This window comes from Bradyrhizobium zhanjiangense, assembly GCF_004114935.1.
In the GTDB taxonomy this organism is placed as follows: domain Bacteria; phylum Pseudomonadota; class Alphaproteobacteria; order Rhizobiales; family Xanthobacteraceae; genus Bradyrhizobium; species Bradyrhizobium zhanjiangense.
This window is the reverse complement of record NZ_CP022221.1, coordinates 24294-43039: the sequence shown is the minus strand read 5'-3', so window position 1 is coordinate 43039 and position 18746 is coordinate 24294. Positions and strand designations below refer to the sequence as shown.

The window sequence follows — 18746 nt, the reverse complement described above, 5'->3', positions numbered from 1 at the left end:
CATGTTCGATCGCACTCAGCTCTCACGGCGCCGCTTCCTCTCCAACTTCGCCTTTGCGTCCGGTGCGGTCGCAACCGGCGTCGGCAGCTGGGTGATCCCGGCGCCCTGGGCCAATGCGGCCGAAGCCCCGATCAAGGTCGGCATCGCCACCGACCTCACCGGCCCGATCGCCTATGCCGGCAATGCCGATGCCAACGTCGCCAAGATGGTGATCAAAGAGATCAACGCCGCCGGCGGCCTGCTCGGCCGCCCGCTCGAGCTCTATATCGAGGATACCGCCTCGAACGAATCCGTCGCGGTCGGCAACGTGCGAAAACTGATCCAGCGCGACAAGGTCGACGTGGTGCTCGGCGGTATCACCTCCTCGATGCGCAACGCGATCAAGGATCCGATCGTGGCGCGAGGCAAGACGCTCTACATCTATCCGCAGCTTTACGAGGGCAAGGAGTGCACGCCCTACCTGTTCTGCACCGGCCCGACGCCGGCGCAGCAATGCGACGAGTTCATCCCCTGGCTGATCAAGAACGGCGGCAAGAAATTCGCGCTGCCGAGCGCCAACTATGTCTGGCCGCACACGCTCAACATCTATGCCCGCAAGGTGATCGAGGCGAATGGCGGCGAGGTCGTGTTCGAGGAATATTACCCGCTCGACCAGATCGACTTCTCCGCGACCGTCAACCGCATCATCTCCAACAAGGTCGATGTCGTCTTCAACACCGTCATTCCGCCGGGCGTCGGACCGTTCTTCAAGCAGCTCTATGAAGCCGGCTTTCTCAAGAACGGCGGACGGCTCGCCTGCGTCTACTATGACGAGAACACGCTCAACATCAACCAGGCCGCCGAGATCGAGGGCCTCGCCAGCTGCCTCGACTATTTCAAGGTGCTGACCAAGGAGAACCCGTTCGACGCAAAGATCCAGGCGGCCTACGAGAAGGATTTCCCGGGCAACTTCCTGTTCGCCGCCGGCAGCGCCGCCACCGGCACCTATCGCGGCCTCAAGCTGTGGGAAGCCGCGGTCAAGGAGGCCGGCAAGATCGACCGCGAGTCGGTAGCCGCCGCGCTCGACCACGCCAAGATCGCCGAAGGTCCCGGCGGACCTGCCGAGATGATGCCAGGCAAGCGGCACTGCAAGATGAAGATGTACACCGCGGTCGCCAAGGGCGGAAACTACGAGATCGTCGCCCGCAGCAGCGGGCTCGTCGATCCCAAGGAATGCTGAGGCGGAATGCTGAAGCCGATGAGTGTGGTAAGAGAGGCCATCGCCGGCGACGAAGCGGACGACGCGATGGCTGAACGCGTGGCAGCGGGACGGGCCAAGGAACAAGTCAAGGCAGGACCAAAGGTCCTGCCGATCGTCGAAGGGGGCGTGCTCGTCGCCGCACTGCTCGCGCCGCTGGTGCTGCAGGACTATCTCACGGTATTCGCAACGCGCGTGATCATTCTCGCGCTGTTCGCACTGTCGTTCGACCTCGTCTGGGGCTACGCCGGGATCATGAGCTTCGGCCAGGCCCTGTTCTTCGGCTCGGCCGGCTACGGCGTCGCGCTGCTCGCGCGCGACCTCGACATCACCAACATCTTTCTGGTGCTGCCGGCGGGCACGTTGATCGGTCTCACCTTCGCGCTGCTGCTCGGCGGCTTCCTGCTGCTGGGACGGCACCCCTCCAGCGTGATCTTCGTCTCGCTGGGCACGTTGACCGGCTCCTACGCCGCCGATCGCCTGGCGCGCGGCTGGTATTATCTCGGCGGCCAGAATGGCATCCCCTCGATCGCGCCGATGTCGCTTGGTTCATACGAATTCTCGGAAGGGCCGGCGTTCTACTATCTCGTGCTCGGCATCCTCGTCGTGGTCTACCTGCTGTGCCGCTTCCTGGTGCGCTCGCAATTCGGCCTGGCGCTCGCAGGCCTGCGCGAGAACGAGCAGCGCATCGCTTTCTTCGGCTACAAGGCCCAGCATCTCAAAGCCATCATCTTCACCATCGGCGGCGCCATCGCAGGACTTGCCGGCAGCCTCTATGCCTTCCACGAAGGTTTCGTCTGGCCCAATATGGTCGGCGTCGTGGTCTCGACCCAGGTGGTGCTCTACGTGCTGTTCGGCGGCTCCGGCACGCTGATCGGCGCCATCATCGGCACCGTCATCGTCGAGGGCGTCAGCTTCTGGCTGTCGGACAATTACCGCGACGTCTGGCCGATCATCCTGGGCTTGCTGCTGCTGCTCGTGATCCTATTCCGGCCGCTCGGGTTGATCAGTTTCGTGCTCGGCGAGCGCGAGCGGGTCGGCAGCTTTGGTGAAAAGCCAAAGGAGAAGCGCAATGCCGCTTCTTGAGGCCGCCGGCATCAAAAAGGTCTTCGGCAAGCTCACCGCGCTCGATGGCGCGGCGCTCACCGTCGGCGAAAACGAGTTTCACGGACTGATCGGTCCGAACGGCTCCGGCAAGAGCACGCTGATGAAGTGCATCGCCGGCGCCGAAGTGCCGACGCAGGGCAGGGTGTCATTCGTCAACACCGACATCACCGCGTTCACCCCAACCGAGCGCGCCCGCGCCGGCATGAGCCTGAAGTTCCAGATCACGTCCGTGTTGCCGTCGCTGACGCTGTACGACAACATCCTGCTCGCGCTGCAGGCACAGTGCTCGCTGTTCGATCTCGTGCTCTCGCGCACGCGCACGCGGCTGCACGACCAGGTCATGACCATGCTGAGGCAATTTCGCCTCGCCGACCGCGCCTTCGATGCGGCCGCCGCGCTGTCGCACGGCCAGCAGCAATGGCTGGAGATCGCGATGGCGCTGGCGGGCAAGCCGAAGCTGTTGCTGCTCGACGAGCCCACGGGCGGCATGAGCCTGGAGGAGCGCCGCGTCACCGGCGAACTGCTCCAGCCGATCAAGCAGCATTGCTCGCTCGTCATCGTCGAGCACGATCTCGATTTCATCCGCGACATCTGCGATCGCCTCACCGTGCTCGACCAGGGCAAGGTGTTGGCGTCGGGCACGGTGTCCGAAATCCAGGCCAACACATCCGTCCAGGAGATTTATCTGCGCCGTGCCTGAATTTTTGGACATCAAGCATCTCGACGCTGGCTATGGCCGCAGCCAGGTGCTGTTCGACGTCAGCCTCGGCATTCCCTGGCGCGGCGGCGTCGCCGTGCTCGGCCGCAACGGTGCTGGCAAGACCACGCTGATGAAGACCATCGTCGGCGAGCTGCCGGCCTGGAAGGGCGAGGTCGCCTTCGACGGCCGCGACATCAGCCGCCGCGCCACCCAGGAGCGCGTGCGCGCCGGCATCGGCTACGTGCCGCAGGAGCATTCGGTGTTCGCGCGCCTGTCGGTGCGCGACAATCTCGCGGTCGGCTCGCTCGCGAGGAAGGATAGCTCTGCGGTCGACCGGGTCCTGACCATCTTCCCAAAACTCGGCCAGCGCCTCGACCAGCCCGCCGGCACGCTCTCCGGCGGCGAGCGCAAGATGCTCGCCATCGGCCGCGCCATGCTGGGCGATCCAAAACTGCTGCTGCTCGACGAGCCGACCGAAGGCGTCTGGATCGGCGTGATCGAGGAGATCACCGAGCGCCTGATCGAACTCGCAAAGACCATCGCCGTGATCATCGTCGAGCAGCACCTCGACTTGGCGCTGCGCGTCGCCGACTACGCCTACGTGCTCGACCGCGGCAGGGTCGCGCTGCAAGGCGAGGCGGGTGAGGTGAGGGGCAATCCGGAGCTGATGCGGTATCTGGCGCCATAGACGACGGCACGCAATGGCTTCCAAATCCTTGTTAACCTGCACCCTGCCAGTTCCGTCATCCTGAGGCGCGAGCCGCGCGGTGCAAGCGCACCGCACCGCGAGCCTCGAAGGATGCGCGGCCGAGCTGGTAGTCGGGCCGTCGCCCTTCGAGGGCCGCTGAAGAAGCGGCCACCTCAGGGTGACGGCGAGACGCTGTCGATCGAAGGAGACTGGACCGAAAGTCGCGGTGGGTTACTTCACCGCCCCAAACCGGCTGTCGAACGAGTTCGACTGCACCACCGGCGCGGCGCCGGCCAGCTGCCCGCTGTCACCGGCGGCATCCGATACCGAGGGCTTCAGCGCCGGGCGCGTTGCGGCGAGGCGGGTGTCGGGCTTGGCCGGCTCGGCTGGCTTGGCGGCTACGGCCGGCTTCGGCGCGTCCTTGGCCGCATCCTTGGATTTGTCATGCCCCGGCACGAAGCGGGTCACTGCGGCCTTCAGCCTCGACGCTGCCGTGGGCGGCGTCGTGGGCGTGGTGGCCGGCGCGACGGACGCCGTGGCCTGCGGCGGAGGCGTGGCCGCCGTGGTGTCGGCCGTGCCGAGGCCCATCTTGCGGCCGAGGTTGGCGAAGAAGCCGCCGCCTTGAGATTTGTCTTGCGATTTCTCGGCCGGCGCAGCCGTGGCGACGCGCGTGTTGGTCGCGGGCGCGCTGCTAGCTGTGACCGGCTCTTCCTGTGGCGTGCTTGCTGCCGCATCGAGGTTCGGCTTGGGCGGATTGACGTGGCCGGGAATCGTGCCGGGCGCCTTCGCCATCGCCAGCATCTGCAGCGTGGTGCCCTCGGCGCCCTCCGACAGGCCGGTCGAGCCTTCCGGAATCTTGGCAGCGAAGATCTTGTTCATGCCGCCGTCGATGCCGGTGTTCATGCGCGCCACCGGCGTGCCCTTGGCGACGAGCTTGGCGTATTCGGCTTCGTCCTTGGCCTGCTTTTCGCGCACGGCGCTGGCGATGTCCTCGGGGATCACATAGGCCGGGCACTTCGCCGAGGCATCGAACACCGGGTCGCGCTTGGCGTCCGCCGGCTTCGCGGCATCGAACACGTATTTCTTCTCGCAGAAATCGACTTTCGGCTCCTGCCGCGTCACCTCGAAATGATCATAGCCTTCCTTGATCATCTTCCAGAAGGCCATGTTCGGATTGTTCCGGTGCTTGGCCATATTCACCGGCGTCATCTTGAACGGATAGGCTTGGAGCTGGAACGCCTTCTGGCCGCCGAAGAAGGATTCGCGGCCGAGCGAATAGATCTCGGCGATCTGCTCGTCGGTCATCGCGTAACAGCCGCGCGACGAACAATCGCCATGCACCATCAGCTGCGAGCCGGTGCGGCCGAGCGCCTTGTCGAACGCGTTCGGATATCCCGTGTTGAACGACAGGTAATAAGCCGACTGCGGATTCATCTGGCTCGGATTGATCGAGTAGAATCCTTCCGGCGCCTGGCGATCGCCTTCGCGGACCTTGGGGCCGAGATCGCCCGACCAGCGGCAGATCGGATAGGTCTTGAGCAGCGCGAACTGGCCTGAGCGGGTCTGCTTCCAGACCTCGAGCTCGGCCTCCTGCTTGAACAGGCGGACCAGGATCGGCGATTGCAGGTCCATGTTCTTCTCGACCATCGCGGCGAGAAGCTTTGGCGGCACCGGCTGGTTGGCCTTGGCGTTGGTCGCGAGCGAAACCTGGTCGGTGTCGCAGCCGGCCAGCACGACGCTGGCGGCAAGCGCAGCCGAAGCCAAAAGCGCGCGAGCAAGCGAACGAGAAATCAAGATGGACCCCACACCGTGCCGGGCAGCGAGCGCGAACCCCAATTCTTCTGGAGCACGGCCTGACCGGAAATCCGGACCCGTCGTGACGGGCTTTTTCAGACCACGCCCCAGCGCTTATGCCCTGAAGCCATTGATTAAAATTCTAACCTCTGGGTCATGTGGTCGCAACCCGAGCGGAGATCACGAGCCCGTTGGCCCAGTGGCATGGTCAACGAAGACTGAATGGACGCGACTTTGGACGTAACTTGGGACGTAACTTGGGCCTTTCGGCCGGATTGGAACAGAGATCGCTGATTTGGGCAAAAAAAGGGTTAATGCGGGGTTACCGGGAAGGTGGGGTTGCCCCAGCGTCAAACTCGGTGTCGTCCTGGCGAAAGCCAGGACCATAACCACAGGGAGTGGTTTGGCGAAGACTCGTGGTTCGTACTCCCAGCGTCCCCAATCGCGAGATTCCGCGGTATGGGTCCTGGCTTTCGCCAGGACGACGAGCTGAGAGAGCCGTATTTGTCGTCGAACCCGGCCGAATCAGCCCAGACGGTCGCGCGGCTGGGAATGGTGGGCACGTTTCCGCCTTCGCTCTTCGAGCTACGGCGGACAAGTCGCTTTGCCCACCCTACAGGGCCGAAATCGGGACGAATCAGCCCAGTTTCCGGCCGATATCGAGGAATTTCTGCCGCCGCTGCTTGCGGATGGCGTCGCCGTCGAGGCCCCGGAGCTCGTCGAAGGCCTTGGCGATGGCGTCGCCGGTGGTGGCGATCATGGCGGCGGGGTCGCGGTGGGCGCCGCCGACCGGCTCCTTCAAAATGCTGTCGATCACGCCGAAGCGGAGCATGTCCTGGGCGGTGATCTTCATGTTGTTGGCGGCTTCCTGCGCCTTGGTGCCGTCGCGCCAGAGGATAGAGGAGGCGGCCTCCGGTGAGATCACGCTGTAGATCGCGTGCTCCAGCATCAACACTCTGTTGGCGGTGGTGATGGCGATGGCGCCGCCCGACATGCCCTCGCCGGTGATGATGGCGACGTTCGGCACCGTCAGCGCCAGGCAGGCATCCGTCGAGCGCGCGATCGCCTCGGCCTGTCCCCGCTCCTCGGCGCCGATGCCGGGATAGGCGCCGGCGGAATCGGCGAGCGACAGCACCGGCAGGCCGAACCGCTCGGCCATCTCCATCAGCCGCACGCATTTGCGATAGCCTTCGGGCCGCGCCATGCCGAAATTGTGCCGGATGCGGCTCTCGGTGGAATCGCCCTTTTCCTGGCCCATCACGCAGATCGGCTCGCCGCGGAAGCGGCCGAAGCCGGCGACCAGCGCCTCGTCCTCGCCGAATTTGCGGTCGCCGGCCAGCGGCGTGAATTCGGTGATCAGGCCCTTGATGAAGTCGTTGAAATGCGGCCGCTGCGGGTGCCGCGCCACCAGCATCTTCTGCCACGGTGTCAGGTTCAGATAGAGGTCGGCCAGCGCCTGCGCCGCCTTGTCCTCGATCCGCCCGATCTCCTCGGCGATGTCGGTGCCGGAGGCCGCCAACATCCTGAGCTCGTCGACCTTGGAGTCGAGCTCGGCGACGGGCTTTTCGAAGTCGAGATAGCTGCGCATGTGGTCTGGCATCAACTCAATATAAGGGGACGGGGCGAGAGAGCGAAACGAGGTTGGGGTTGTGGAAAGAAGTGTAGCTTCTTCAATGGTTTGGCTTGTGTGCTCGTGAGACGCCAGCCAAATCAATCGTGAGGCCACGGCTCTTTCCGCGGAGATGTGGCCGAAGTCAAGGCGGATCGTCGCCTCTCGCGCTTGCGGGAGAGGTCGCGCCGAAGGCGCGGGTGAGGGCTTTCTCCTCTTGGGGATTGTCCCTTTGCGGAGACACCCTCTCCCCAATCCCGCAAGCGGGAGAGGGAGTGCACCTCCCGCAAAAATTACTTCTCCGCCAGCGGGTGGAGGTCGCGCACCAGACTCTTCAGCCGCTCCTCGACCACATGGGTGTAGATCTGGGTCGTGGAGATGTCGGTGTGGCCGAGCAGGGTCTGCACGATGCGCAAATCGGCACCGTTATGCAGCAGGTGGCTGGCAAAGGCGTGGCGCAGCACGTGCGGGGAGACCAGCCGGGCCTGAAGCCCGGAGGCGACCGCGAGCTCCTTCAGATCGCGGGCAAAATGCTGGCGCGTCAGATGTCCGCTCTCGCCGAAGGAGGGAAACAGCCATTTCGAGGCGGCCACGCTGTTCTTCTTGTCAGCCTTTGCAGCTTCCGTCGCCGCGAGATAATCCGCCATCGCCTGCCGCGCGGCGTCGTTGAGCGGTACCAGGCGTTCCTTGTTGCCCTTGCCGCGCACCACGATCATGCGCGCATCGCGCTTGGCGGCCGAGCGCGGCAGTGCCACCAGCTCGGAGACGCGCAAGCCGGTGGCGTAGAGCACCTCGAGCAGGCAATAGAGCCTCAGAGCGCGCAGCCGTTTCGACGGCGAGGCATCCGCCGCCTCGCTCAATTCCTTGGCGCGGCGGAGCATGCGGTCGACATCGGCAATCGACAGCACTTTTGGCAGGCCGCGGCCGCGCTTGGGTCCCGACAGGATCGCTGCGGGATCCTCGCTACGGATGCGCTCGTTGAGGAGGAAGCGGAACAGATACCGCACCGCCGACAGCCGCCGCGCCACGCTGGTGGATTTGAAGCCGCGCGCATCGAGATCGGCGAGATAGTCGCGCAGGACTTGCGTCTCCGCATCCACAAAACTGTGGCCGGCGCGGCCCAAAAATTCCGAGAAATCGGTGAGGTCGCGGCGGTAGGCATCGAGCGTATTGGGCCCGGCACCCTGTTCCGCCGCGAGCATATCGAGGAACAGGCCGGTGAGCTTGCTATCGGAGGGCTTGGTGCGCATGCCCTGGAGCCTAGCTGCTATTTCTTGAGAAACTTGTCAGGCGGGATCGTCACCGTCATTTCCCGCGGCTTTGGACTGACGAAATTCGCCAGCGCGAAGACCACGCCATAGACGATGCCGGCGATCACGGCGACGACCGTCAGGAAGCGGAACAGGCTGGGCATCGTGCTGGGGTCCGGAGGCCAAATTAACCAATGAAATCATCCAACATGTTCGCCGTTTCGTGGCAAGAGTCCTCTGGCGAGGCCCCCTGCGGGGTCGTATAGGTGGCGAAAGCATGCCGCCTTTGGCGGCAGATCGAGCGAGATCCATGTCCGACGCCGCGTTACCGCTATCCGGTTCGCCTGAGGCCGACATCCTGTCGGCGCTCGGGGCGCGCTCGATCGTGCTGGTCGGCATGATGGGGGTGGGCAAATCCACCATCGGCCGCCGCATGGCGGCGCGGCTCAAGCTGCCTTTCGTCGACGCCGACACCGAGATCGAGGCGGCGGCCGGCATGACCATACCGGAAATTTTCGAGCGCCATGGCGAGCCGCATTTCCGCGACGGCGAGGCCCGCGTGATCGCGCGGCTGCTGGACGGTGGGCCGATCGTACTCGCGACCGGCGGCGGCGCCTTCATGCGCGAGGAGACGCGCGCGCGCATCGCCGCGAAAGCGGTCTCGATCTGGCTCAAGGCCGACCACGACGTCATCATGCGTCGGGTGCGGCGCCGTGCCGATCGCCCGCTGCTCCAGACCGCCGATCCCGAAGGAACCGTGACGCGCCTGCTCACCGAGCGCGAGCCGGTCTATCGCCATGCCGACCTCACCATCGCCTCGCGCGACGTGCCGCACGACAAGATCGTCGAGGAATGCATCGAGACGCTGCACGCCCATCTCTGCGGCGTGCCGCCTGCTGACCTTGCGAGTGCCGTACGATGACTGCGCCCTTGAAACATTCCGATCCTGTCAATGTCGATGTCGCGCTGGGCGAGCGCGCCTATGACATCGTCATCGGCCGCGGCGTGCTGGCCTCGCTCGGCGAGCGCGTCGCGCGCTTGCGCCCCGGCGTGCGCACCGCTGTAGTGACCGATCGCACCGTTGCAAAGCACTGGCTGGAACCCACCGAAGCTTCGCTTGCTGCCGCCGGCATTCCGACGTCGCGCATCGTGGTCGAGGAAGGCGAGATCTCCAAAACCTATGCGGGCCTGGAAAAGGTCAGCGAGGCCCTGATCGCCGCAAAAATCGAGCGCAACGATCTCGTCATCGCGCTCGGCGGCGGCGTGGTCGGCGATCTCGCCGGCTTTGCCGCGGCGATCCTGCGCCGCGGCGTCGATTTCGTGCAGGTGCCGACCTCGCTGCTGGCGCAGGTCGATTCATCCGTCGGCGGCAAGACCGGCATCAACTCGCCGCAGGGCAAGAACCTGCTCGGCGCCTTCCACCAGCCGGTGCTGGTCATCGCCGACACCGCCGTGCTCGATACGCTGTCGCCGCGGCAATTCCGCGCCGGCTATGCCGAGGTCGCCAAATATGGCGTGCTCGGCGACGAAGCCTTCTTCAGCTGGCTGGAGAAGAACCATGCCGACATCTTCAGGGGTGGCTCGGCGCGCGAGCATGCCATCGCGACGTCGTGCCGCGCCAAGGCCGGCGTCGTCTCGCGCGATGAGCGCGAAACCGGCGAGCGCGCGCTGCTCAATCTCGGCCATACCTTTGGTCACGCACTGGAAGCGGCGACCGGCTTCTCCGACCGCCTGTTCCACGGCGAGGGCGTCGCGATCGGCATGACACTGGCGGTGCAGTTCTCGGCCAAGCTCGGCATGATCGGCGAGCAGGACGCGACGCGCGTCGAGCGGCATCTGGTCGAGGCTGGCCTGCCGACGCGTTTGCAGGACATCGCGGGTTTTGCCCAGGAAGGGCTTGCCGATGCCGACGCGCTGATGGCGCTGATGGCGCAGGACAAGAAGGTCAAGCGCGGCAAGCTCACCTTCATCCTGCTGGAGGCCGTCGGGCGCGCGGTGATCGCCAAGGATGTCGAGCCCGCCCCGGTGCGCGATTTCCTGCAAGAGAAGCTTGCGCAGAAGGCGTGATGCGCGGCTGAACGGCGCCAAAGCGTTTTCGCGCGAAGTGGATACCGGTTCGCGTCAAGACAACGCGTCCAAACAAGAAGCTAGAGTGGTGCATGGACTGGCTCGGATTCACCATCGTTGTCCTCTGCCTCCTGGTCTCGGCGTTCTTCGCCGCGAGCGAGACCGCGCTGACCGGCGCCTCGCGCTCCAGCATGCTCAGGCTCTCCAAGCAGGGCAATCACGACGCCGACGTCGTCTCGCAGCTGCTCGACATGCGCGAGCGCCTGATCGGCGCGCTGCTGCTCGGCAACAACATCGCCAATATCGGCTCCTCCGCGATCGCCACCGCGATATTCACGGCCTGGTTCGGTGATGTCGGCGTGCTCTATGCGACCGGGGTGATGACGGCGCTGGTCGTGATCTTCGCGGAGGTTCTGCCGAAGACCATCGCCATCAACGCGCCGGACCGCGTGGCGCTTGCGGTCGCACGCCCGATGCGGCTGACCATGTACGTGCTGGGGCCGCTGCTGCGCATCGTGGAAGTCATTGTGCGCCTGTTGCTGCGCCTGTTTGGCCTCGCCGGCGAGCATCAGGCGATCCTGTCGCCGACCGAGCGCCTGCGCGGCGCGGTCGACCTGTTGCACCACGAAGGCAAGTTCGAGAAGCATGACCGCGACATGCTTGGTGGCCTGCTCGATCTGCGCGAGCTCCAGGTCTCCGACGTCATGATCCATCGCACCGAGATGATGATGATCAATGCCGATTTGCCGCCGGAAGAGCTGGTGCGCGAGGTGCTGGCGACCGAATACACCCGCATCCCGCTGTGGCGCGAGAAGCCCGAGAACATCATCGGCGTGCTCCACGCCAAGGATCTCCTGCGCGCGATCCGCGCCTCCGACGGCGACACCTCGCGGATCGATGTCTCCACCATCGCGCTGCCGCCCTGGTTCGTGCCGGAGATGCGCCCGGTCTCTGAGCAGCTCAAGGCGTTCCGCCGCCGCAAGACCCATTTCGCGCTCGTCGTCGACGAGTACGGCGAGGTTGAAGGGCTCGTGACGCTGGAAGACATTTTGGAGGAGATCGTCGGCGACATCTCCGACGAGCACGACGTCGTGGTCGCCGGCGTGCGCGCCCAGCCGGACGGCTCGGTCGTGGTCGACGGCTCGGTGCCGATCCGCGATCTCAACCGCGCCATGGACTGGCACCTGCCCGACGAGGAGGCGACCACGGTGGCCGGCCTCGTCATTCACGAGGCCCGCTCGATCCCCGACCGCGGCCAGAGCTTCACCTTCCACGGCTTCCGTTTCCGCGTCCTCCGCCGCGAACGCAACCGCATCACCGCGCTCCGCATCTCACCGGTGCCGCGCGAGGCGGAGCTGGAGGAAGCAAAACCGAGGCGGGCCGGGACGTCGTTTTGATGTCGCTTACCCTCCCCTGGAGGGGCCTCATCAGGGGAGGGTAAGAGGAGATCACCTTTCCCCCGGCGCCTTCGCGTGGATCGCTAGCGCGTGGACGCCGCCGGCGAGTTCCGCAGCCAGCGCCGAATTTATCATGCGGTGGCGATCGACCCGGCTCTTCCCTTTGAAGGCCTCAGACACGATATAAACACGGAAGTGCGTCTCGCCGCTCGGCCGATGGCCGGCGTGACCCTCATGCAAATGTGACTCGTCGACGACCTGCAGGCTTTCCGGCTTGAAAGCTTCTTGCAACCTGTTGCTGATAGTGTCTCTGATAGCCATGTGTGTGCCATTAAGGTGCGCGGTCGCACCCCGTCAATACCCGGGAGTCCCAGGTAACTGCGACCGGGTTTCTAGCTAATTGCAATGTCAAGACTTGAAGGTTTTTGCATTGCGTAGTCAAAGTCAGCCATGCCGATCGATTCATCAAAGTTCTTCGACTCCATCCGCGTCAAGCCGCGCGGCAAGCAGCCGGAAGCGAAGCCGCGCGAGACCGTGGTCGCCTGCGAATGGACCGGCTGCCAGAACAAGGGCAGCCACCGCGCGCCGAAGGGGCGCGAGAATTCGCGCGAGTACTGGCACTTCTGCCTGGAGCACGTCCGCGAGTACAACCAGAACTACAATTTCTTCTCGGGCATGAATGCCGATGCGGTCGCGCGCTACCAGAAGGATGCGCTGACCGGCCACCGCCCGACCTGGAAGATGGGGGCCAACGGCGGCAAGAAAGCTTCGGAAGCCGAGATCGATGGCGCGTTCGATCCGTTCAGCATGTTCAGTGAGATCAACGGCCGCGCCAGCTGGCGCCGCGGTCCCGAGGCTCAGCCCAAGGCCGAGACGCGCAAGGTAATGAACGCCGAGCGCAAGGCGCTGCAGGTCATGGGCCTCGGCCCCGACGCCACGCTCGCCGACGTCAAGACCAAGTACAAGGCCCTGGTGAAGCAGCACCACCCCGATGCCAATGGCGGCGACCGCTCGACCGAAGACCGCCTGATCGAGATCATCAAGGCGTATAATTATCTGAAGACGGTGGTGCGGGAGGCGTAAGGCTACGCCTCCGGGAAGGACAGTTCGCAAACCAGTCCTTCCGGCTTCCACCACCGGGTCACCCGTCCGCGCAAGGTCCGGATGATGCCATCGACCGCGCCGATGCCAAAGCCCTTGCGCGTCGGCGGCTCGTCGACCCTGGGACCGCCGCGCTCCGACCAGTGCAGCACGAGAGGTTCTGCACCATTGGCCTCCCAGCGGATCTCCAGCCGGCCCGAAGGCGTCGATAGCGACCCGTATTTGGCGGCGTTGGTCGCAAGCTCGTGCACGGCGACCGCGATCGATTGGGCGAGCGTCGCCGGCAGGCGGATGTCGTCTCCAGTGATACTGATACGTTCGCCGTCTCCGCCTGCGTACGGCCGGAGTTCGTCTTCGACGATGGTCTTCAGACTCGCACCGGTCCAGCGCGACGCCGAGAACAGCCTCTGCACGTTGGCAAGCGCACTAAGTCGGCCTTGAAACGCGGCCTGGAATTCTGCAGCGGTCTCGGCCTTCGTCAGCCGCAGCATCGCCTGCGTCACCGCGAGCAGATTGTTCGAACGATGATCGACCTCGTAGGCGAGGAGCATCATCCGCTGCTCGGCCTGCTTGCGAGCCGTGATGTCGACCAGCATGTTCACTGCGCCGACCAGTCGGCCGCGTTCGTCGCGCAGGGGCGTCGGATAGGGCATGAAGCAAATCCGCGAGCCGTCCGGCCGTTCGGCCACGGCCTCGACGTCGCGCACCGGCCGGTTCTGCTTGAGCGCGATTGCCATGGGGCACTCATCGTGAGGAAGCGGCGTGCCGTCGGGCAGATAGAGCTTCCATGTCACGCACCACATCGCGCCGGCCTCTGGCGTCCGTCCGGCAAAATCGATGCAGGCTTGATTGAAGAAGGTAATGCGGCCTTCTGCGTCGGTCGTATAGATCGCGGCGGGCAGCGCCTGGAGCAAGTCCCGGAATCGCCTCTCGGAATCCGCGCCGCCAGCGCTCCTGCTCGCTGCTTGCCTCGCGATCTCGCCGATCCTGGCCTCGTCCGAATGTCCAAGCAAGTCCAGCATCGCGTTCCTCTGCGGGGCCAGCTCAGGCAATTCGCCGGCCGCGCATTCGTTCCACAGTGCTCGTCGGAGACGTATAGACCCCTCTCAACCTGTCGTAGATCAAGACTTTGCCTGCACGACGGCGGAGTGGGAGCTCCGCTGTCGCCTTTCTCTTAGTCCTCAGCCGCGTAGCCTGGATGGAGCGTCAGCGTAATCCGGGTCTTTCTCACACAAGCGACTTTCCTGGATTTCGCTTCGCTCCATCCAGGCTACTTCATCATTCCTTCGGCATGACCCCCACATAACACGAACTCGGCCGGATCAGCCGTCCCGTGCGCTGCTGCTCGCGCGCATGCGCGGTCCATCCTGCCACACGCGCCACCGCGAAGATCGGCGTGAAGGCCTGCCTCGGAATTGCGAGTGCATCGAGCAGGATGGCGGTGAAGAACTCGACATTGGTCTCCAGCGGCCGATCCGGATTCTTCTTGCGCAGCGCGCTGCGGATATAGGCTTCGACCTCGCCGGCAAAGGGCAGGTCGGCGCCGTTGGAAGCCAGTGCCTCGATCGCGGTCTTCAGCACGTCGGCACGCGGGTCGCGCACGCGATAGACGCGGTGACCAAAACCCATCATCCGCTCGCCGCGTGCCAGCGCCGCATCGACCCAGCTCTGGATGCATTCGCGCGAGCCGATCGCATCGAGCATCTCAAGCACCGGCTCCGGCGCGCCGCCATGCAAGGGGCCGGTGAGCGCGCAATAGCCCGCGGTCACGGCGGCGAACAGATCGGCTTGCGTCGAGGCCACCACGCGCGTCGTGAAGGTCGAGGCATTCATGCCATGGTCGCAGACGGTGACGAGATAGGCATCGAGCGCGGTGACCTCGCGCGTTGCAGGCGCCCGCCCGTGCAGCATGCGCAGCGTGTCGGCGGCGTGGCTCACGCTGGGATCGGGCGCGACCGGCTCGAGTCCTTTTGCGCGGCGGACCAGCGCGCCGGCGATCACTGGAAACGCGCCGACGATGGTGGCCTCGTGCTCCAGTCCATGTTCGGCGCGAAGTCCCGCGACCGCCGCGCGAAACCCGTCGACGATGCCCATGCCTTGTGTCGCCGGCAACAGATCCGGCAATCGCGCGAAGGCGCGCTCACGCGCGGCACCCAGGCTCGCCCGCACATTGCCTTCGCTTAAGCTGGTCTTGCTGGCGCCGTTCCAGAGCCGGGCGGTGACGCCCTCGAAGCTCGATTTGGCGGCGAGGCTGCCGACATGCTCGCCGGCGATGATCAGCTCGCCGCGCTCGCCATCGACATGGCTCAGCACGGTCTCCGCCGCGGGAACGCCGTCCAGCCCGATCTGGCTTTTGGTGAGGTGGATGTTCATGGCCCAATCTCCTGTTTGACGCATGGGAAAGGTCGGGCCTCTCGACAGATTGATCAATCTTGATTACATAAATCAATATGAAAAATTCCGATGGGCTCTACCTCTCCGCCCGGGAAGCCGCCGCCGAGCTCGCGATCTCGCCGGCCACGCTCTACGCCTATGTCAGCCGCGGCCTGATCCGCTCCGAGCCGACAACGGATTCCCGCAGGAACCGCTACCGCGCCGAGGACGTCCGCGCGCTCAAGGAGCGCCGGGTGCCGTCGCCGGAGCCAAGGGGCCTGCGCAGCTTCGACGCCGACCTGCCGGTGATGGACACGGAGATCTCGACCATCACCGAGGAGGGCGCGATCTACCGCGGGGTCAACTGCGTCGATCTCGCCGAGAGCGACACGCTGGAGCACACGGCGACGCTGCTGTGGGACGTCTCCGGCGTCGATCCGTTCGATCAGGACAATCAGCCCTTTCTCTCCGAGGAGATGCGGACGATCGGGCAGGCCGCGCGGCGGGCGGCGCCGATCGACCGCGCTATCGCCGTGCTCGCGCTGGCTGCGAGCGCCGATCCTCGCGCCTTCACCCGCGCGCCGGATGGCCGCGCCATGGTCGGCGCGCGCATCGTCCGCCTGCTGGTCGCGACCATGCTCAATGCCGAGCCATCGGCCGAGCCGCTGCATCAGCAGGTTGCGAAGGCGTGGGCGGCCGACAACAAGCATGCTCCCGATCTGATCCGCCGCGCGCTGGTGCTGCTCGCCGACCATGAATTGAACGCCTCGACCTTCACCGCGCGCTGTGCCGCCTCGACCGGTCTCAATCTCTATGACTCGGTGATCGCCGGCCTCGCCGCGCTGAAAGGTCCCAAGCATGGCGGCGCCGGCGTGCTGGCCTCGCAGCTCGTGAAGACGCTGATCGATCGTGACGTCGAGCCGATGGTGCGCGAACGCGTCGCGCTCGGCGAGCGTTTTGCCGGCTTCGGCCATGGCGTCTACAAGCGCGGCGATCCCCGCGCGCAATCGCTGCTGAATGCCTTGTCGCGCGCCGGCGCACCGCGAAAGTTCACCCGCGAGGTGCCGGAGCGGATCGCGGAGGCGACCGGCGAGTTCGTCAACATCGACTACGCACTCGCCGTGCTCGTGCACGCCCTGCGCCTGCCCGTCGGCAGCGAGCTCGCTTTGTTCGCCATGGCCCGCAGCGTCGGCTGGATCGCCCATGCCAGCGAGCAATTGCAGTTCGGCAAGCTGATCAGGCCGCGGGCAAGGTATGTCGGGCCGGCGCCGGGACGGAGGGGGGGGGGTGTTGGTTAGGGACGTTGCGAGAGCGGCCCTCTCCGCCGTCGTCCTGGCGAAGGCCAGGACCCATACCGCGGAATCTACCGATGCGGACGCTTGGAGTACCGAGCGCCCAATCTTCGCCAAACAACGCATTGGGGTAATGGGTCCTGGCTTTCGCCAGGACGACTCGAGGGAAAGTCCTCAACCCCGCGGCTTCGCTTCCGCGACACCGCTGCCGTGCCTTCGGCGGATGAACCAGAGCCCAACGCCCACCACGATCGCCACGCCCACCACGGTCAAAATCCAGATGTGCTTGCCGACATGCCCATGATGATGCAGCCCGGCATATTCATGCAGCGCTGAGACCGCGAGCACGCCCGGCAGCACATGCGCCGGCGCCCAGGCCAGGATCGCCGGGATGTTCACCGCGTAGAATTTCGCCGGCGCCATGCCGAGCGCGCCGGCGGTAACAGGCACGAAGGCGCGGATCGGGGGTACGAAGCGGGCGAAGAACACCGCCCAGGTGCCGAAGCGATGGAAGAAGCTCTCGCTCTGCGCGACCAGCCGCGGATAGTTCATCAGCGGCCAGGTGTTGAGGATCTCCCGTTGCTGCCGGTGCCCGATCCAATAGGCCGATCCGTCCCCGAGCACCGCGCCGAGTGCGGCCGCCAGCAGCACCCATGGCAGCTTCAGCTCGCCGCCCGGAACCAGCGCGCTCAGCGCCAGGATGATGGTCGAGCCGGGGATCACCGACCCGACGACCGGCACCGCTTCGAGCAGCGCCGCCAGGAACAGGGTCAGATAGGCCAGCCACGCATGGGCCGAGACGAAGGCGATGAGGGGATCGAGGAAGGATGTCACGTCGTCTCTGTAGCGGGCTGGAGTACTGGAATTCAGACCCTACATAGGTAAGCACATGCGGCAACAGTGCCATCCGCGCAGGCAGAAGGCGTCAACCGCCTGAGATTCGAGCGTGATTCGCAAGGCAGCCCTCCAAAAACTGCGTTCCTTGCCTATCTAAATGAAAAGACAAAGGAACTTTGATTGGTGGGCGGGCTTCTGCCGGCCACTTGTCTCTGATAGGTTGAGTTTCAGCACCCAGCCGCAGCCAACGTGCGAATAACCGGTTTCGGGACCGCCCGGGACCTCGGAGGATTGATGACGACCGCCGCCCTGTCCAAAGTTGAGGAAGTTTCCGGTCAGCCCGACATGAAAGTGTCGGTGCGCCAGGTGTTCGGGATCGACAGCGATCTCGAAGTCCCGGCCTATTCCGAAGTCGATCCTCATGTGCCCGAAGTGGATTCCGACTACCGCTTCGACCGCGCCACCACGCTCGCCATTCTCGCCGGCTTCGCCAAGAACCGCCGCGTGATGGTGACCGGCTATCACGGCACCGGCAAATCCACCCATATCGAGCAGGTCGCCGCGCGCCTGAACTGGCCCTGCGTGCGCGTCAACCTAGACAGCCATATCAGCCGTATCGACCTCGTCGGCAAGGACTCGATCGTGGTCAAGGACGGCAAGCAGGTCACCGAATTCCGCGACGGCATTTTGCCCTGGGCGCTGCAGAACAACGTCGCGCTGGTGTTCGACGAATACGACGCCGGCCGCCCCGACGTGATGTTCGTGATCCAGCGCGTGCTGGAGGTCTCCGGCCGCCTGACGCTCTTGGACCAGAACAAGGTGATCAAGCCGCATCCGGCGTTCCGCCTGTTCGCCACGGCGAATACCGTCGGCCTCGGCGACACCTCGGGCCTCTATCACGGCACCCAGCAGATCAACCAGGGCCAGATGGACCGCTGGTCGATCGTCACCACGCTGAACTATCTCAGCCATGACGAGGAAGTGGAGATCGTGCTGGCCAAGGCCAAGCACTATCGCACTCAGGAGGGCCGCGACATCGTCAACAAGATGGTGCGCCTCGCTGACCTCACCCGCAACGCCTTCGCCAACGGCGATCTGTCGACGGTGATGAGCCCGCGCACGGTGATCACCTGGGCGGAGAACTCCGACATCTTCGGCGATATCGGCTTCGCCTTCCGCGTCACCTTCCTCAACAAATGCGACGAGCTCGAGCGTCCGCTGGTCGCCGAGTTCTACCAGCGCTGCTTCAACGCGGAGCTGCCGGAATCGGCGGTGAACGTGGCGCTGAGCTAGA

Annotated in this window: 18 protein-coding genes; 10 read left to right on the top strand and 8 right to left on the bottom strand. The window is 65.0% G+C overall.

Going from position 1 to position 18746, the window contains the following annotated elements:
- Nucleotide 1 precedes the first annotated feature (1 nt).
- The 4 genes from XH85_RS00225 to XH85_RS00210 are packed head-to-tail and all read left to right on the top strand — an operon-like array spanning nucleotide 2 to nucleotide 3732.
- A complete protein-coding gene (locus XH85_RS00225) occupies nucleotides 2-1219 on the top strand; it encodes a substrate-binding protein (protein ID WP_128930246.1) in 1218 nt (405 codons plus the stop codon).
- 6 nt (nucleotides 1220-1225) lie between these two features.
- Nucleotides 1226-2323, top strand: coding sequence for a branched-chain amino acid ABC transporter permease (locus XH85_RS00220; RefSeq protein ID WP_128930245.1), 1098 nt, complete (start codon nucleotides 1226-1228; stop codon nucleotides 2321-2323).
- Nucleotides 2310-3044 carry an ABC transporter ATP-binding protein gene (locus XH85_RS00215; RefSeq protein WP_128930244.1) on the top strand — a complete coding sequence of 245 codons (735 nt, stop codon included), beginning with the start codon at nucleotides 2310-2312 and terminating at the stop codon, nucleotides 3042-3044. The genes XH85_RS00220 and XH85_RS00215 overlap by 14 nt, the downstream gene beginning before the upstream one ends.
- Complete coding sequence (locus tag XH85_RS00210; protein ID WP_128930243.1) at nucleotides 3037-3732, top strand: ABC transporter ATP-binding protein; 696 nt, start codon at nucleotides 3037-3039, stop codon at nucleotides 3730-3732. Before XH85_RS00215 ends, XH85_RS00210 begins: the two co-directional genes overlap by 8 nt.
- A 231-nt stretch (nucleotides 3733-3963) precedes the next feature.
- Here the strand turns inward: XH85_RS00210 and XH85_RS00205 are convergent, their stop codons facing one another.
- The 4 genes from XH85_RS00205 to XH85_RS00185 all read right to left on the bottom strand — a co-directional run bounded on the left by XH85_RS00205 (nucleotide 3964) and on the right by XH85_RS00185 (nucleotide 8549).
- Complete coding sequence (locus XH85_RS00205; RefSeq protein WP_164940456.1) at nucleotides 3964-5526, bottom strand: L,D-transpeptidase family protein; 1563 nt, start codon at nucleotides 5524-5526, stop codon at nucleotides 3964-3966.
- 637 nt (nucleotides 5527-6163) lie between these two features.
- Nucleotides 6164-7126, bottom strand: coding sequence for an acetyl-CoA carboxylase carboxyltransferase subunit alpha (locus XH85_RS00200; RefSeq protein WP_128930241.1), 963 nt, complete (start codon nucleotides 7124-7126; stop codon nucleotides 6164-6166).
- A gap of 302 nt (nucleotides 7127-7428) precedes the next feature.
- Nucleotides 7429-8385, bottom strand: a complete 957-nt coding sequence (gene xerD, locus XH85_RS00190) for a site-specific tyrosine recombinase XerD (protein ID WP_128930240.1) — start codon at nucleotides 8383-8385, stop codon at nucleotides 7429-7431.
- A 17-nt stretch (nucleotides 8386-8402) separates the two neighbouring features.
- On the bottom strand, nucleotides 8403-8549 hold the full coding sequence (locus XH85_RS00185) for a histidine kinase (protein ID WP_074116966.1): 147 nt from the start codon (nucleotides 8547-8549) through the stop codon (nucleotides 8403-8405).
- A gap of 146 nt (nucleotides 8550-8695) precedes the next feature.
- Here XH85_RS00185 and XH85_RS00180 point away from each other — a divergent pair, with 146 nt between their 5' ends.
- The 3 genes from XH85_RS00180 to XH85_RS00170 all read left to right on the top strand — a co-directional run bounded on the left by XH85_RS00180 (nucleotide 8696) and on the right by XH85_RS00170 (nucleotide 11849).
- Nucleotides 8696-9307, top strand: coding sequence for a shikimate kinase (locus XH85_RS00180; protein ID WP_164934770.1), 612 nt, complete (start codon nucleotides 8696-8698; stop codon nucleotides 9305-9307).
- Nucleotides 9304-10452, top strand: a complete 1149-nt coding sequence (aroB, locus tag XH85_RS00175) for a 3-dehydroquinate synthase (protein ID WP_128930238.1) — start codon at nucleotides 9304-9306, stop codon at nucleotides 10450-10452. Before XH85_RS00180 ends, aroB begins: the two co-directional genes overlap by 4 nt.
- Before the next feature lie 92 nt (nucleotides 10453-10544).
- The gene (locus XH85_RS00170; protein WP_091893423.1) at nucleotides 10545-11849 is read left to right on the top strand and encodes an HlyC/CorC family transporter; all 1305 of its coding nucleotides are present in this window, start codon (nucleotides 10545-10547) and stop codon (nucleotides 11847-11849) included.
- Nucleotides 11850-11900: 51 nt separating this feature from the next.
- Here XH85_RS00170 and XH85_RS00165 read toward each other — a convergent pair whose 3' ends face one another.
- Nucleotides 11901-12170: a BolA family protein gene (locus XH85_RS00165; RefSeq protein WP_128930237.1), complete on the bottom strand. Its 270-nt coding sequence runs from the start codon at nucleotides 12168-12170 to the stop codon at nucleotides 11901-11903.
- 129 nt (nucleotides 12171-12299) lie between these two features.
- On the opposite strand from XH85_RS00165, the gene XH85_RS00160 reads away from it, so the two are divergent.
- Nucleotides 12300-12932 (top strand): J domain-containing protein, encoded by a 633-nt coding sequence (locus XH85_RS00160; protein WP_091893426.1) that lies wholly within the window; start codon nucleotides 12300-12302, stop codon nucleotides 12930-12932.
- Nucleotides 12933-12934: 2 nt separating this feature from the next.
- Here the strand turns inward: XH85_RS00160 and XH85_RS00155 are convergent, their stop codons facing one another.
- Both XH85_RS00155 and XH85_RS00150 read right to left on the bottom strand, forming a co-directional pair.
- Nucleotides 12935-13972, bottom strand: coding sequence for a sensor histidine kinase (locus XH85_RS00155; protein ID WP_128930236.1), 1038 nt, complete (start codon nucleotides 13970-13972; stop codon nucleotides 12935-12937).
- A 256-nt stretch (nucleotides 13973-14228) separates the two neighbouring features.
- The gene (locus tag XH85_RS00150) at nucleotides 14229-15323 is read right to left on the bottom strand and encodes a citrate synthase/methylcitrate synthase (RefSeq protein ID WP_128930235.1); all 1095 of its coding nucleotides are present in this window, start codon (nucleotides 15321-15323) and stop codon (nucleotides 14229-14231) included.
- A gap of 77 nt (nucleotides 15324-15400) precedes the next feature.
- Here XH85_RS00150 and XH85_RS00145 point away from each other — a divergent pair, with 77 nt between their 5' ends.
- Entirely contained in the window at nucleotides 15401-16621 is a 1221-nt protein-coding gene (locus XH85_RS00145) for a citrate/2-methylcitrate synthase (protein ID WP_128930234.1), read from the top strand.
- Nucleotides 16622-16789: 168 nt separating this feature from the next.
- Here XH85_RS00145 and XH85_RS00140 read toward each other — a convergent pair whose 3' ends face one another.
- Nucleotides 16790-17449 (bottom strand): DedA family protein, encoded by a 660-nt coding sequence (locus XH85_RS00140; RefSeq protein ID WP_128930233.1) that lies wholly within the window; start codon nucleotides 17447-17449, stop codon nucleotides 16790-16792.
- 297 nt (nucleotides 17450-17746) lie between these two features.
- Between XH85_RS00140 and cobS the strand changes: the two genes are divergently transcribed.
- Nucleotides 17747-18745 (top strand): cobaltochelatase subunit CobS, encoded by a 999-nt coding sequence (gene cobS, locus XH85_RS00135; protein WP_091893436.1) that lies wholly within the window; start codon nucleotides 17747-17749, stop codon nucleotides 18743-18745.
- The last annotated feature ends 1 nt before the right edge of the window (nucleotide 18746 follow it).

What these genes read in the sequence shown, in the direction of transcription:
- XH85_RS00225 (WP_128930246.1), top strand. Translation starts at nt 2, where the DNA reads ATGTTCGATCGCACTCAGCTCTCACGGCGCCGCTTCCTCTCCAACTTC.
- XH85_RS00220 (WP_128930245.1), top strand. Translation starts at nt 1,226, where the DNA reads ATGCTGAAGCCGATGAGTGTGGTAAGAGAGGCCATCGCCGGCGACGAA.
- XH85_RS00215 (WP_128930244.1), top strand. Translation starts at nt 2,310, where the DNA reads ATGCCGCTTCTTGAGGCCGCCGGCATCAAAAAGGTCTTCGGCAAGCTC.
- XH85_RS00200 (WP_128930241.1), bottom strand. Translation starts at nt 7,126, where the DNA reads ATGCCAGACCACATGCGCAGCTATCTCGACTTCGAAAAGCCCGTCGCC.
- xerD (WP_128930240.1), bottom strand. Translation starts at nt 8,385, where the DNA reads ATGCGCACCAAGCCCTCCGATAGCAAGCTCACCGGCCTGTTCCTCGAT.
- XH85_RS00185 (WP_074116966.1), bottom strand. Translation starts at nt 8,549, where the DNA reads ATGCCCAGCCTGTTCCGCTTCCTGACGGTCGTCGCCGTGATCGCCGGC.
- XH85_RS00180 (WP_164934770.1), top strand. Translation starts at nt 8,696, where the DNA reads ATGTCCGACGCCGCGTTACCGCTATCCGGTTCGCCTGAGGCCGACATC.
- aroB (WP_128930238.1), top strand. Translation starts at nt 9,304, where the DNA reads ATGACTGCGCCCTTGAAACATTCCGATCCTGTCAATGTCGATGTCGCG.
- XH85_RS00170 (WP_091893423.1), top strand. Translation starts at nt 10,545, where the DNA reads ATGGACTGGCTCGGATTCACCATCGTTGTCCTCTGCCTCCTGGTCTCG.
- XH85_RS00165 (WP_128930237.1), bottom strand. Translation starts at nt 12,170, where the DNA reads ATGGCTATCAGAGACACTATCAGCAACAGGTTGCAAGAAGCTTTCAAG.
- XH85_RS00160 (WP_091893426.1), top strand. Translation starts at nt 12,300, where the DNA reads ATGCCGATCGATTCATCAAAGTTCTTCGACTCCATCCGCGTCAAGCCG.
- XH85_RS00155 (WP_128930236.1), bottom strand. Translation starts at nt 13,972, where the DNA reads ATGCTGGACTTGCTTGGACATTCGGACGAGGCCAGGATCGGCGAGATC.
- XH85_RS00150 (WP_128930235.1), bottom strand. Translation starts at nt 15,323, where the DNA reads ATGAACATCCACCTCACCAAAAGCCAGATCGGGCTGGACGGCGTTCCC.
- XH85_RS00145 (WP_128930234.1), top strand. Translation starts at nt 15,401, where the DNA reads ATGAAAAATTCCGATGGGCTCTACCTCTCCGCCCGGGAAGCCGCCGCC.
- cobS (WP_091893436.1), top strand. Translation starts at nt 17,747, where the DNA reads ATGACGACCGCCGCCCTGTCCAAAGTTGAGGAAGTTTCCGGTCAGCCC.